The organism is Trinickia caryophylli, from assembly GCF_034424545.1.
GTDB lineage: Bacteria > Pseudomonadota > Gammaproteobacteria > Burkholderiales > Burkholderiaceae > Trinickia > Trinickia caryophylli.
The window spans coordinates 727,359-741,558 of sequence record NZ_CP139970.1 but is presented as its reverse complement, the minus strand read 5'-3'; the positions used below and the strand labels follow the sequence as shown (position 1 = coordinate 741,558).

The window sequence follows — 14,200 nt, the reverse complement described above, 5'->3', positions numbered from 1 at the left end:
CACGGTCATCACGTGCCTCCCGTCGGCGTCAAGGACAGGGCAGGCGACGCCGGACCCGGCATCGAGGCAAGCCGCCGCATGCGCAACGGATTCGGCACGCATGAGGTTTACATGATAACGGTATGACTATACCCTGTTATCTGGATTGGTCTTTCGACGTGTCTTTCGGCGTCATAGTGCGCTCGAAAATGCGGCTTCAATCTGCGGCCTTTCCATACACGTCGTCCGCCCGAGCGTACTGGAGGCATTCCGGATGGCATCCGTGCCTGTCGTCCATTTGGTTCTGCTGGTCGTTGCCGCCTGGCTCGTGATCGGTACGCTGGGCTTCGGGGTTCTGCATCGCACGCGGCTCGTCGCGCATGGCCTGTTTCCGCTTGGCGCCCTGGGCGGATTGCTGTTGGGCGCGGCGGGGCTCGCCGGCCTCTTCGCCGAGCCCTCCACGGCGGTGCTGCCGATCGGGCTGCCCGGCCTGCCTTTTCATCTGCGCGTCGACCGCTTGTCCGGCTATTTCCTGTTTGTACTCGGTCTTGTCAGCACGGGAATCGGCGCGTTCTCGGCAGGCTATTTCCGCAAGGGCGAAGGGGCCGCGCCAGGGCTCATCTGCTTCGAATACCATGTCTGTCTCGCGAGCATCGCGCTCGTGCTCGTCGCGGACGATGCCTATGTCTTCATGGTCGCCTGGGAAGCGCTGACGCTATCCGCGACGTTTCTCGTGATGACCAACCACCGGATCGGCGAGATCCGCCGCGCGGGCTATCTGTACTTCCTGATCTCGCACGTCGGCGCGCTCGCGCTGCTGCTGTGCTTCGGCACCCTGCAGGCGCGTACCGGCGACTACACCTTTGCCAACATGCGGGCGCAGTCGCTCGACGCATTCCGGGCGTCGCTCGCGTTCCTGTTCGCGCTCGTCGGATTCGGCGCGAAGGCAGGCATCTTCCCGCTCCACGTGTGGCTGCCGGAGGCCCATCCGGCGGCGCCATCGCCCGTGTCGGCGCTCCTGAGCGGATTCGTGCTGAAAGTCGGCCTCTATGGCCTGCTGCGCACCCTATTCGATCTGCTGCACCTGCAGATCGCCTGGTGGGGAGTCGTGCTGCTTGTCGTGGGTATCGGCACCGCGTTGCTCGGCGTGGTGTTCAGCACAATCCAGGTCGATATGAAACGCCTGCTCGCGTATTCGTCGATCGACAACATCGGCCTGATGGTCGCCGCGCTCGGACTCGCAGTCCTGTTCAACGTGTACGGCATGTCGAGCCTGTCCGCGCTCGCAATGACCGCAATGCTCTACCAGATCGTTGCGCATGCGGCGTTCAAGAGTTTGCTGTTCCTCGGCACGGGTGCCGTGCTCCACGCAACGGGCCAACGCAACCTCGGCAGGCTTGGCGGGCTGATCCGCTTCATGCCATGGACCGCGTGGGCGGTGCTCGCAGGCGTTGCGGCGAGCGCGGGGTTGCCGCCGCTGAGCGGTTTCGTCGCCGAGTGGCTGCTGCTGCAGAGTTTCCTTTTCACGCCCGGGATGCCGGACTCGGTGCTGGCCATGACGGTGCCGATCGTGGCGGCGCTGGTCGCCATGTCGGCCGCGCTGGCGGGCTACACGATGGTCAAGTTCTTCGGCATCGTGTTCCTCGGGCAACCGCGAGAGGCGAAGCTGAATCGCGCGCGTGACGCAAACGGTTGGGAACGGTTCGCCTTCTGCTGGTTCGCGGCCGCAAGCGTGCTGCTCGGGCTGATGCCTGCGCAGTTCGTCAAACTGCTGGACCGCGTGACGCGTGCGCTGGTGGGGGCGGGTATCGGCGCCGACAATCATGGTTGGCTGCTGTTCGTACCCGTGTCCACCGCGCGGGCGAGCTACATGCCCGTTGTGTTCATGCTGTTCTTCATCGCGTGCTGCGGGCTGGCATGGGTGACGGTGAGGCGCCTCTACCACGGTCGTCTACGCCGCGCGGCGCCGTGGAGCTGCGGCTTTCCGTTCACGAGCGCGCGGATGCAGGACACGGCGGAAGGGTTCGGGCAGCCGATCCGCGAAATATTCACGCCGCTGCTGCGCATCGAGCGGCAATTGCCGTCACCGTTCGACGCGCAACCGTCCTACCGGATGTCGGTGACCGATCGCACCTGGTCCGCGCTCTACGCGCCTGTCGCAGCGCTGACGCAGCGCGTAGCCGACTGGGCGGGCCGCTTGCAGACGGGCAGGATCGCCGTTTACCTGACTTACAGTTTCGTCGTGCTGATCATGCTCCTGATGCTGGTGAGACGATGGTGACACTGTCCGGCGTAATATCGCAGACCCTCGAAATCGTGATGGCGCTCGCCGCCGCGCCGCTGCTCACGGGCTGGGTCAACCAATGCCGCGCGTGGTTGCAGAACCGGCGCGCGCCTTCCATCTGGCAGCCGTACCGGATGCTCCACAAGCTGTTCAACAAGGAGTCGGTCGTCGCGCATACCGCGAGCCCGGTCTTCCGCGGCGCACCGTACGTCGTCTGGGCGGCGATGACGCTTGCGTGTGCAATCGTGCCGACGCTGTCGATCGAGTTGCCGCTGTCGCCCGCCGCAGACGCGATCGCGCTCGTCGGCCTCTTTGCGCTCGGTCGCGTCGCGCTCTCGCTCGCCGCGATGGATGTCGGCACGGCGTTCGGCACGCTTGGCGCTCGCCGCGAGATGCTGATCGGTTTCCTCGCGGAACCGGCGCTGCTGATGGTGCTGCTGTCGGCCTCGCTGATCACGCGCTCGACGCTGCTGACAAGCATCGTCGCAACGCTGGGCCACGGCGAGTTTGCGATCTATCCAAGCCTGGCCTTCGCGGGTATCGCGTTCACACTCGTATCGCTTGCCGAAAACGCACGGCTGCCGGTCGACAATCCGACCACCCATCTCGAACTGACGATGATCCACGAAGCGCTGATCCTCGAATATTCGGGGCGGCACCTCGCTTTCATGGAGTGGGCAGCCAGCCTCAAGCTGTTTGCTTATTCGTGCATTGGCCTCGCGTTGTTCATGCCGTGGGGCATCGCGAATGCGGGCAATCCGCTCGCGCTGGTGGTGGCGGTGCCGGCGCTCTTCGTCAAGCTGCTGGTGGGCGGTGCCGCGCTCGCGCTCGTCGAGACGGTCAATGCGAAGATGCGCATCTTCCGCGTGCCTGAATTCCTGGCGACCGCCTTTCTTCTGGCCGTGATCGGCATGCTCGTCCACCTGCTGTTGGGGGCATGATGCACGGTTACGCGGCGCAACTGATCAACTTCCTCGCAGCGGTCCTGCTGTTGCTGTCGTTCGCGATGCTGAGCCAGCGCCGGATCTGGTCGCTGATCCACCTCTACACGTTGCAGGGCATCGCACTCGTGTCGGCGAACCTGATTCTCGGCTTCGTCACGGGCGACGCGCACCTGTACGTGTCGGCCGGGCTCACGCTCGCGTTGAAGGTCGGCCTGATTCCGTGGATCCTGTATCGGCTCGTGCGCAAGCTCGACGTTCAGGCCGACGTCGAGCCGCTCATCAATATCCCGACGACGCTTCTGATCGGCATCGTGCTCGTGATCATCGCGTTCAACGTTGCCTCGCCCATCAGCCAGCTCGCGACGTCGGTCGCGCGCGGCACGCTCGGCATCGCGCTCGCGTGTGTGCTGCTGTCGTTCATGGCGATGATCACGCGAGCGAAAGCCATTCCGCAGGTTATCGGCTTTCTCTCGATGGAGAACGGGCTCTTCTTTGCGGCCACGGCCGCCACCAACGGCATGCCGATGATCGTCGAGCTCGGCATCGGGCTCGATGTACTGGTCGGCATCCTGATTCTGGGCGTGTTCATGTTCCAGATTCGCGAGCAATTCGACAGCCTCGACATCCATCATCTCGAGAAACTCAAAGATGAATGAAGCCTACGTCGTGCTCGCCGTGCTGGGCATTCCGCTCGTGGGAGCCGGATGCCTCGCATGCGTGCGGCCGAGCCGCGTCGCGCGCAGCCTGAACGCCGGCATCAGCCTGCTGACGTTCGCGGCGACGCTCGTGCTCGCGGCACGCACCGTCGAACACGGCTCTTTCGCGTTCGGCCAGGCGTTCTTCGTCGATCCGCTCAACGTCTATCTGGTCGCGCTGACCGCGTTTGTGGGCTGGACGACATCGCTGTTTTCCCGGCCGTACATGCAGGTCGAGGAAGCGCGCGGCCGTATGACGGCCGCGCGGATGCGCCTTTATCACAGCATGTACCAGCTCTTCATGTTCGCGATGCTGCTCGCGCTCCTCACCGACAACCTGGGCGTGCTGTGGGTCGCGATGGAAGCCGCCACGCTTGCCACGGTGTTGCTCGTCAGCGTCTATCGGACGGCCGCCAGCCTCGAGGCCGCGTGGAAGTACTTCATTCTGTGCGGCGTCGGTATCGCACAGGCGCTGTTCGGCACGATCCTGTTGTACCTCGCGGCGAGCCGGCAACTGACCGGCGGCGATGCGCTACTCTGGACCAGCCTTGCCGCGGTCAAGACCCAGCTCGATCCGACGATCGTATCGATCGCTTTCGTATTTCTGCTCGTCGGCTATGGCACCAAAGTCGGGCTCGTGCCGATGCATAGCTGGCTGCCGGATGCGCACGCCGAAGGCCCGACGCCGATCTCCGCGGTCCTGTCCGGGCTGCTTCTGAACGTTGCGCTGTACGCGGTGTTGCGCTGCAAGGTGCTGGCCGACGGCGCGCTCGGAAATGGCCTGCCGGGCACGCTGCTCGTCGGGTTCGGGCTGGTGTCGGTGCTGATCGCGTCGTTCTCCCTGTTCCGGCAGAAGGACGTGAAGCGGCTCTTCTCGTACTCGTCGATCGAGCACATGGGGCTGATGACGTTCGCATTCGGGCTCGGCGGCCCGATCGCTACGTTCGCCGGCCTGCTCCATATGACGGTTCACTCGCTCGTCAAATCGGCGATCTTCTTTGCGGTCGGCCACGCGGCGCAGAAGGCGGGCACGCAGGCGATCGATGGCATTCGCGGGCTGCTGCAGGTCAGCCCGACGGTCGGCTGGGGGATGATGCTCGGTACGCTCGCGATTCTCGGTTTGCCGCCGTTCGGCGTATTCGCGAGCGAGTTCCTGATCCTGACGACCGCAATGAACGTGCTGCCATGGACCGCTCCGCTCTTGCTGCTCGGGCTCGCCGTCGCATTTGCGGCGATCTTCGCACGCGTGCAGGGGATGGTGCTCGGCGGAACGACGACGGCCAAGCCGCTCGAGCACCGGCCGGCACTGGTGCCGGTGTTCGTTCACCTGGGGCTCGGCCTGATGCTGGGACTTTACATTCCACCGTATCTGGCCACGTGGTACCGCCAGGCGGCAGCGATGATCGCGGGGTGACGCATGCGGATCGACGCGCTTGGACTTTCCGGCCTCGTTCCGCTATCGGCGCCTGCGGGCAGGGCGTCGGTTTTTCTGGCGGATACCGATGCCGCGACATGGGTCCGAGTTGCCAGCGCGGCATTCGAGCACGGTAACCGGCTGATATCGCTGTGGGGCACGGAAACGGCCAGCGGCACCTTCGTCATGTCCGCCGCCTATGCGATGGAAGACGGCCTGTTGTGGGTGCGAATACCTGCCGCGACGGGCGATGACGGCGCGGCAGGCTATCCGGATCTGTCCCGCATCTTTGCGTGCGCGTCGCGCATGCAGCGAGCCGTCTACGATCTGCTCGGGCTGCGCGCGACCGGGGCGGCGGATACGCGGCCGTGGCTGAATCACGGCAACTGGCCGGCCGACTATTTTCCGCTTCGCAGCCAGTCCTCGGGAAACGAGCGCTTCGAATGCGAGGAAGCGGATTATCCGTTCGTGCAGGTGGCGGGCGACGGCGTTCATGAGATCGCGGTGGGACCGATTCACGCGGGCATTATCGAGCCGGGGCACTTTCGCTTCTCGGTCGTCGGTGAAAAGATATTGCGATTGGAAGAGCGGCTCGGTTATGCGCATCGCGGCATCGAGCGACTGTTCGTGCACACACCCTTGCTGCTCGGCCATCGTGTGGCGGGAAGAATTGCGGGCGATACGACGGTCGCCTTTTCGTGGGCCTATTGCATGGCGGTCGAACGCGCGCTGAAAGTCCTGGTGCCGCCGCGCGCGCAGTGGCTGCGCGCCTTGATGCTCGAGCGCGAGCGTGTCGCCAATCATCTGGGCGATCTCGGTGCGCTCGGCAACGACGCCGGCTTTGCCTTCGGGCTCGCGCAGTTCTCGCGGATGAAGGAGGACTGGCTGCGTTTGAACGACCGCATGTTCGGGCACCGCTATCTGATGGACCAGATCGTGCCCGGCGGTGTCAGGCGCGACATTGCCGCGGATGTCATCGAGTCTGTCGCTCGCCAATGCGAACGGACCGAAGAAGCGGTCCGCACGATGCAACGCATTTTCGAAGAGCAGTCGGGCCTGCAGGACCGCTTTACGGGGGCGGGCAAGCTTTCGGCATTGGTGGCCCGGCATTTCAGTGTGTGCGGCCTGGCAGCGCGAGCGAGCGGGCTGGGCATCGATGTGCGCGTCGATCATCCCTATGCGCCGTATCTCGAGGTGCAACCCCGGATCGCGTGCGACAACAGGGGCGACGTGGCCGCCCGCGTGGCTGTGCGGTTCAACGAGGTCTACGAGTCACTGCGGCTGATTCGCGCGTTTCTCGACGGTTTGCCCGATGGCGACGTCGTCGAACCGGTCGAGTCGATGGAAGCGGGCCAGCCGCCATCGTACGGCGTCGGCTGGATCGAAGGCTGGCGTGGGGATGTGCTGGTGGCAATCGAGACCGGCGAAAACGGGACCATTGCGCGGTGCCACTGCCACGATCCGTCGTGGCACAACTGGCCTGCGCTCGAGCACGCGATCATCGGCAATATCGTTCCCGATTTTCCGCTGATCAACAAATCGTTCAACCTGAACTACGCGGGACACGACCTGTAATGTGGCAACTTCTCAAACAGATCGCACGGACGGACACGCCGGCCGGCTCCGTTCCGGAAACGAACGATGCGTGGAGCACGGCGCGACAGCAGGAGATCCAGCGCGAGATTCTCGACGTGGTCGGCCGCGCGCTGTGCATTCGCCAGATCGATGCGGGCTCGTGCAACGGGTGCGAACTCGAGATTCACGCGCTGACCAACCCGTACTACAACATCGAGGGTCTCGGCATCAAATTCGTTGCGAGTCCGCGCCATGCGGACATGCTGCTCGTCACCGGTCCGCTCGCGCTGAACATGAGGGAAGCGGTTCGGCGCGCCTGGGACGCGACACCCCACCCGAAGCTGGTGGTCGCAGCAGGCGATTGCGCATGTACGGGCGGCATCTTCAGCGACAGCTATGCAGTGTGCGGGCCGCTGTCAGGCCTGCTTCCGGTCGACGTCGCCATCCCGGGCTGCCCGCCACCGCCGATCGATCTCTTGAGCGGCATTCTCACGGCGCTGCGTTCACGGCGAGGGGCGCACGCGCAGCGGACGCGCTGAGCCAGGGCAGCGCGTCCGGGGGGAAGAAATCCGGGGTTGCATGCATTTGATCTGAGGAGTGCACGCTCGCCGCACGGGTTTGCACGATCCGGACGCCGTCGGCTACATTAGTGATCCAACCGCGGATGTACTGGCGTGCCCGCAAGCGCGGCCAGGCCTGCGTGCCGATACCGCCGTGCCCCACGCGAGGCGCTGCGGACTTAGGAGACGACGATGGATGTGCGGCAACGCGAACACATCGAAACCGTAGTCCTGACGACCAGCGGCCGGCTGCCGGCAACCGCAGGGATGCACGATGCGATCATCCGGAGCTCCTGGCGGCGCTGCGTGGACCAATACGGCCTCGATCCGGCCCGCATGCAGGAGGCGCGGATCCTCCCGCGCACGCGGCTGCGGGAGCACCAGCAACGCATCGACGATTTCGCGCGGATTGCGCGCCACGGCCTGGAAACGCTGTATGGCCAGGTGGCGGGGCTCGGCTATGTGGTGCTGCTGACGGACGCTGACGGCGTGACCGTCGACTACCTCGGCGATGCCGGCGCGGATGCCGCGTTGCGCCGGGCTGGCCTCTACCTGGGCGCGGAATGGAGCGAGAACGGCGCCGGCACCTGCGCTGTCGGCACCTCGCTTGCGACCGGGCAGGCGTTGACGGTCCATCAGGCCGATCATTTCGATGCCACCCATATCCCGCTGACTTGCACCGCGGCGCCGCTGTTCGATCCACGCGGCGAGCTCAACGCGATTCTCGACATCTCGGCATTGAGTTCGCCGCGGGCCAAAGAGAGCCAGATGCTGGCGCTGCAACTGGTGCGCATGTATGCAAGCCGGATCGAAGATGCGTATTTTCTGCGCCGGCACCGGCAGGACTGGATCCTGAAGCTGAGCCCGGCGCCCGAGTTTCTCGACGTCAATCCCGAGTATCTGATCGCACTTGACGCGCAGGGCCGCATCGCTGGGCATAATCGCCGCGCGCAGCAACTGCTGATAGCCGAGGCGGGCGCCGGCTCGACCCGAACGTCCGTGCTTGGGGCGCGCTTCGACTCGCTGTTCGACGCGCGTGCCGAGGAACTGGGCCGCTTCGTCTATTCGCGGCCCAGCGAGCAGCGTGTCGTGCGGCTCAACTGCAGCGGAACCTTGCTCTATCTCAGCGTCATGCCGCCGGTGCTGCGTTTGCCCGCCGGGATGCAGGATAGCGCGCAGACGCCGCTGCCGGCCGAGCTGGCGGCGCTATCCGGCGGGGATGCGGCGCTGCAGCAGCAATTGCAGCGTGCGTCCAGACTGATAGACGCGCCGATCAACCTGCTTGTCAACGGCGAAACCGGCAGCGGCAAGGAATATTTCGCGAGGGCAATGCATCGGGCCGGCACGCGCCGGGACGGCCCGTTCATAGCGGTCAACTGTGCGGCGATTCCCGAAACGCTGATCGAGAGCGAACTGTTCGGGCATTTGCCCAACAGTTTCTCGGGCGCCGGTTCGAAGCCGAAACGCGGGCTGATCCAGGAAGCCGATCGCGGCACGCTGTTCCTGGACGAAATCGGCGACATGCCGCGCGAGCTGCAGTCGCGACTGCTTCGGGTGTTGGCCGAAGGCGAAGTGCTGCCGATCGGCGCTTCGCGTCCGGTACCGGTCGATGTCCGCGTGATCTCGGCTACGCATCAGCCGCTGGAGCAGTTGATCGCAACGGGGCGGTTTCGGGAGGATCTGTATTACCGCCTCAACGGCGCGCGGTTCATGCTGCCGCCGCTGCGCGAGCGCACCGATTTCGACTGGCTGCTGCACAAGCTCTTGGCCGTACCGGCGGGCGAGCCGGCTTTCACGATTGCCGACGAGGCGCGAGAGCGGCTGCGTAGTTACCGCTGGCCAGGCAATCTGCGGGAACTGCGCAATGCGCTCGAATATGCCCGCGCGGTTTGCCGCGATCGCCATATCGAAGCGGACGATCTGCCCGAAGGCATTGGAGCAGCCGTGGCGGCGACCCTGGAAGCACATCCTGCCGTTGCGCCGGAGCCGCATGCGTTGCCCCCCGAAGGCCGGGTGCTCGTACAGCACCTTCGCGCATCGGGCTGGAATCTGAGCGCGGTCGCGCGCGGGCTCGGCATCAGTCGAATGACGCTGTACCGCCGCATGGCGCGCTACGGCATCCAATCGCCTAATCGTTGGGATTCCCGTACCGGCGGCATCGACGATCCGTCGCATTGATGACTGACGGGGCATTGCCCCATTGCCTCATTGCCCGTGGTCGACCGATACACCTGTCCAGCGCGATGCAGTTGCCTCTGTGGCACCTGTCACGGCAACGCGTGGCCGCCCGCGCTGTTTCAGGCGCTTTTCTCTGGGTAATCCCCTAATTTTTTCGTTCCGCCGAGGGCGTGCCGAACTGGCACGGTTGCTGCAGTCAACCTGTCTCGACAAAGATATCAGGAGACAGGCATGCGGGAACCTGCGCAGGTTCGGCCCCCGCTGGTCGGCATCATCGCCAATCCCATTTCGGCGCGCGACATCCGCCGCGTGATCGCCAACGCGAACAGTCTGCAATTGGCCGACCGCGTCAATATCGTGCTGCGGCTGCTGGCTGCGCTGGCGGCATGCGGGGTTGACCGTGCGCTGATGATGCCGGACCGGGAAGGCCTCCGGGTCATGCTGACGCGGCATCTGGCGAGCAGGCAGGGACCGGACGCCGCGCTGGCGGCGGTCGATTACCTCGATCTGCCGGTCACCGGCAGCGTGAACGATACGCTGCGTGCGGCACACGCGATGCACGCAGCCGGCGTCGCGGCCATCGTCGTGCTCGGCGGTGACGGCACGCATCGCGCGGTCGTGCGCGAGTGCAACGGCGTACCGATCGCCGGGATCTCCACCGGTACCAACAATGCCTTTCCCGACATGCGCGAGCCCACCATCACCGGGCTCGCAGTGGGCCTGTTCGCGGGTGGACGCATTCCGGCCGCATCGGCACTGAGCGCGAACAAATACCTGGAAGTGACGATCCGCAGGGCCGACGGAACGGCGACGCACGATATCGCGCTGGTGGACGCGGTGATTTCGCGCGAGCAATACATCGGCGCGCGCGCGGTTTGGAAAGCCGACACGCTGGCTGCCGTCTACGTTGCCTATGCCGACCCGCAAGCGATCGGCTTGTCCGCGATCGCGGGTCTGCTCGAGCCGGTCGGCCGCCGCGAGCCCGGCGGCGTGGCCGTCGAACTCGGCACGCCCGGCGCCTGCGAATTCGAGCTGACCGTGCCGATTGCGCCCGGCCTGCTGCGCCCCGTGCCGATCGTCGACTGGCGGCGCATCGAGCACGGCGTGCCGCAGCGCATGCGGCAGCGTGCCGGCATCGTCGCGCTCGACGGGGAGCGCGAGTTGGCGTTCGGTCCGCACGACGAGGTCTCGGTGACCTTGTGCGAGAACGCGTTTCACAGCATCGACGTGGCCGCCTGCATGCGTCATGCGGCGCTCGCTCGGCTGATGCGCAACGGGGCGAGCGTGCCTGCTCGTCGCCACGCAATTGCATCCGATACGTAAAAGCAGATTCGAAGTCCGCACCCTCACCAAGCCAATCCAAAGGAGACAGACATGGCTACAGACATCGCAGCCGAGCAGCGCGTATTGCCGCTCGACAAGGAAACGCTGCTCACCGTCTATCGCAAGATGCGCACGATTCGCGAGTTCGAGGAGCGCCTGCACGTCGATTTCGGCCGTGGCGATATTCCCGGCTTCGTTCACCTGTATGCCGGCGAGGAAGCAGCGGCGGTCGGCATTCTGCACCACCTGGGTGACGGCGACCGCATCGCGAGCACGCACCGCGGGCACGGCCACTGCATCGCCAAGGGCGTCGACCCGATCGCAATGATGAAGGAGATCTACGGGCGCACGGGCGGCTCGTGTAACGGCAAGGGCGGCTCGATGCATATCGCCGATCTGTCCAAGGGAATGATGGGCGCCAATGGCATTCTCGGTGCCGGCGCGCCGCTGATCTGCGGCGCGGCGCTTGCCGCGAAGTTTCGCGGTAAGGGCGAAGTCGGCATCACGTTTTGCGGCGACGGCGCATCGAACCAGGGCACGTTTCTCGAAAGCCTGAATCTGGCGGCGGTCTGGAATCTGCCGGTGATCTTCGTCATCGAAAACAACGGTTACGCGGAATCGACCGCGCGCGAATATGCCACGGCGGTCGACAGCTATGTCGACCGCGCAGCCGGGTTCGGGATTCCGGGCGTGACGGTGGACGGCACCGATTTCTTCGCCGTGCACGAAGCAGCGGGCGAAGTGATCCGGCGCGCGCGCGAAGGCGGCGGACCGTCGCTGCTCGAATGCAAGATGGTGCGCTTTTACGGCCACTTCGAAGGCGATGCGCAGACCTATCGCGCACCGGGCGAACTCGACGACATCCGCTCGAACAGGGATTGCCTGAAAAAATTCGCGCAGATCGTGATGCAGGCGGATCTCGTATCGCGCGGTGCGCTCGACACCATCGATCACGAAGTCGCGGCGCTGATCGAGCGTGCGGTTCAGGAGGCGAAGGCGGCGCCGCTACCGGGCCCCGGCGATCTGCTCACCGACGTCTACTCCAGCTATTGACGTCGCGGCGCTACACCACATCCCTATCACCGATCAGGAGAACTACCATGGCCCGAAAACTGACCATGAAGATGGCGATCAATGAAGCGATCGATCAGGAAATGACGCGCGACCCAAGCGTCATCATGCTGGGCGAGGATATCGTCGGCGGTGCCGGCGCGAACGGCGAAAAGGACGCCTGGGGCGGCGTGCTCGGCGTGACGAAGGGCTTGTACGCGAAGCACGGCGACCGCCTGCTCGACACGCCGCTGTCCGAGTCCGCCTACGTGGGCGCGGCCATCGGCGCGGCGGCGTGCGGCATGCGGCCGATTGCCGAACTGATGTTCATCGATTTCATGGGCGTGTGCTTCGACCAGATCTACAACCAGGCGGCAAAGTTCCGCTACATGTTCGGCGGGAAGGCCGAGACGCCTGTCGTGATCCGCGCGATGGTCGGCGCCGGCTTTCGTGCGGCCGCGCAGCACAGCCAGATGTTGACGCCGCTCTTCACGCATATCCCCGGCCTCAAGGTGGTCTGTCCGTCCACGCCATACGACACCAAGGGGCTGCTGATCCAGGCCATTCGCGACAACGATCCGGTGATCTTCTGCGAACACAAGAACCTTTACGGCCTCGAAGGCGACGTGCCGGAAAGTTCGTATGCGATCCCGTTCGGCGAGGCTAACATCGTGCGTGACGGCAAGCATGTGACGATCGTCGCGTACGGCCTGGTGGTGCATCGCGCGCTCGAAGCCGCGGCGACGCTTGCGAAGGAGGGCATCGAGGCCGAGGTGATCGACCTGCGCACGTTGTCGCCGCTCGATATCGACACCGTGCTCGAATCGGTCGAGAACACGGGCCGTCTCGTGGTGGTGGACGAAGCCAGCCCGCGTTGCAACATCGCAACCGATATTTCGGCACAGGTCGCGCAGCACGCGTTCGGCGCGCTTCAGGCCGGCATCGAGATGGTTTGTCCGCCGCATACGCCGGTGCCGTTTTCGCCCACGCTGGAAGATCTGTATATCCCCAGCGGTGCGCAGATCGCCGAGGCCGTGCGCCGCACGATGAAGGGAGGACGGCACTGATGGCCGAGATCATTCCGATCGTGATGCCCAAGTGGGGCCTGGAGATGCGCGAGGGCATCGTGCAGGACTGGCTGGTGCGCGAGGGGGAGCGGATCGAAGTCGGGCAGGCGCTCGTCGACGTGGAGACGGACAAGATCTCCAACGCCGTGGAGGCGCCCGACGCCGGACTGCTGCGCCGCATCGTCGCGCGAAGCGGCGAGACGCTGCCCGTGAAAGCGCTGCTCGCCGTGTTGGCGGAGCCGGACGTGAGCGATGCGCAGATCGACGCCTACGTAGCCGCCTTCGAGGTGCCGTCGATCGACAGCGATGACGAAGACGCCGGCCCGGCATTCGACTTCGCCGAAGTGGACGGTATCCGCGTGCGCTATGCGCGGCGCGGGCCCGCATCCGGCACACCGGTGCTCTTCATCCACGGTTTCGGCGGCGACCTCAACAACTGGTTGTTCAATCTCGATGCGGTGGCGGAGAAACATCCGGTGATCGCACTGGATCTGCCGGCGCACGGCCAGAGTCAGGCCCGCTTGCCGGGCGCGTCCATAGCGGCACTGGCGGCCTTCGTTCTGAAGTTCCTCGATACCGCTGGCGTGAGCGAGCCGGTACACGTCGTTGGCCACTCGATGGGCGGTGCTATCGCGATGCAGATGACTGAGCACGCGCCGGCGCATGTGGCCAGCCTGGCGCTGATCAGCCCGGCCGGTTTCGATGTCGCGATCAATACCGACTATACGGACGGTTTTGTCAACGCGCAGTCGCGGCGCGAGTTGCGGCCCGTGCTCGAGCAGTTGTTTGCCGACCCGGAACTGGTCAGCCGGCAGATGATCGACGACATGCTCAAATTCAAGCGCATGGACGGCATCGAGGAACGGCTCGCGGAACTGGGGGCGGCGCTCTTCAAGGACGGCAGGCAATCGGCCGTGCTGGCGGGCGAGTTGCAACGGTTGGGCAAGCCCGTGCTCGTGTTCTGGGGCAAAGAGGACCGCGTGATTCCGGTGGAACAGGCGTCCCGGGCGCCGTCGGACGCGCAGGTGATTCTGTTCGATGCCACCGGCCATATGGCCATGCTCGAAAGAGCCAGCGAGGTCAACGCCGCGCTGCAGCGACACTTGTCCGCCGCTTGAGCGCGTCCGGCCG

General features: G+C 65.2%; 11 protein-coding genes. All 11 read left to right on the top strand.

Annotated elements, in window-relative coordinates; translation table 11 throughout:
* Positions 1 to 253 precede the first annotated feature (253 nt).
* A complete protein-coding gene (gene hyfB, locus U0034_RS03300) occupies positions 254 to 2,260 on the top strand; it encodes a hydrogenase 4 subunit B (RefSeq protein WP_085225564.1) in 2,007 nt (668 codons plus the stop codon).
* Positions 2,254 to 3,204 (top strand): respiratory chain complex I subunit 1 family protein, encoded by a 951-nt coding sequence (locus tag U0034_RS03295; RefSeq protein ID WP_085225566.1) that lies wholly within the window; start codon positions 2,254 to 2,256, stop codon positions 3,202 to 3,204. Before hyfB ends, U0034_RS03295 begins: the two co-directional genes overlap by 7 nt.
* The gene (locus tag U0034_RS03290; protein WP_085226392.1) at positions 3,204 to 3,863 is read left to right on the top strand and encodes a formate hydrogenlyase; all 660 of its coding nucleotides are present in this window, start codon (positions 3,204 to 3,206) and stop codon (positions 3,861 to 3,863) included. Before U0034_RS03295 ends, U0034_RS03290 begins: the two co-directional genes overlap by 1 nt.
* Complete coding sequence (locus tag U0034_RS03285) at positions 3,856 to 5,316, top strand: hydrogenase 4 subunit F (RefSeq protein WP_085225568.1); 1,461 nt, start codon at positions 3,856 to 3,858, stop codon at positions 5,314 to 5,316. The genes U0034_RS03290 and U0034_RS03285 overlap by 8 nt, the downstream gene beginning before the upstream one ends.
* A 3-nt stretch (positions 5,317 to 5,319) precedes the next feature.
* On the top strand, positions 5,320 to 6,891 hold the full coding sequence (locus U0034_RS03280) for a hydrogenase large subunit (protein WP_085225570.1): 1,572 nt from the start codon (positions 5,320 to 5,322) through the stop codon (positions 6,889 to 6,891).
* Positions 6,891 to 7,430 (top strand): NADH-quinone oxidoreductase subunit B family protein, encoded by a 540-nt coding sequence (locus U0034_RS03275; RefSeq protein WP_085225572.1) that lies wholly within the window; start codon positions 6,891 to 6,893, stop codon positions 7,428 to 7,430. The genes U0034_RS03280 and U0034_RS03275 overlap by 1 nt, the downstream gene beginning before the upstream one ends.
* Positions 7,431 to 7,643: 213 nt before the next feature.
* Positions 7,644 to 9,629, top strand: coding sequence for a sigma-54-dependent Fis family transcriptional regulator (locus U0034_RS03270; protein ID WP_085225574.1), 1,986 nt, complete (start codon positions 7,644 to 7,646; stop codon positions 9,627 to 9,629).
* Positions 9,630 to 9,860: 231 nt separating this feature from the next.
* Complete coding sequence (locus tag U0034_RS03265; protein ID WP_085225576.1) at positions 9,861 to 10,952, top strand: NAD(+)/NADH kinase; 1,092 nt, start codon at positions 9,861 to 9,863, stop codon at positions 10,950 to 10,952.
* A gap of 51 nt (positions 10,953 to 11,003) precedes the next feature.
* Positions 11,004 to 12,005 (top strand): thiamine pyrophosphate-dependent dehydrogenase E1 component subunit alpha, encoded by a 1,002-nt coding sequence (locus tag U0034_RS03260; RefSeq protein ID WP_085225578.1) that lies wholly within the window; start codon positions 11,004 to 11,006, stop codon positions 12,003 to 12,005.
* Between the two features lie 47 nt (positions 12,006 to 12,052).
* Complete coding sequence (locus tag U0034_RS03255; RefSeq protein ID WP_085225580.1) at positions 12,053 to 13,069, top strand: alpha-ketoacid dehydrogenase subunit beta; 1,017 nt, start codon at positions 12,053 to 12,055, stop codon at positions 13,067 to 13,069.
* Positions 13,069 to 14,187 (top strand): acetoin dehydrogenase dihydrolipoyllysine-residue acetyltransferase subunit, encoded by a 1,119-nt coding sequence (locus U0034_RS03250; protein ID WP_085225582.1) that lies wholly within the window; start codon positions 13,069 to 13,071, stop codon positions 14,185 to 14,187. The genes U0034_RS03255 and U0034_RS03250 overlap by 1 nt, the downstream gene beginning before the upstream one ends.
* Positions 14,188 to 14,200: the final 13 nt, after the last annotated feature.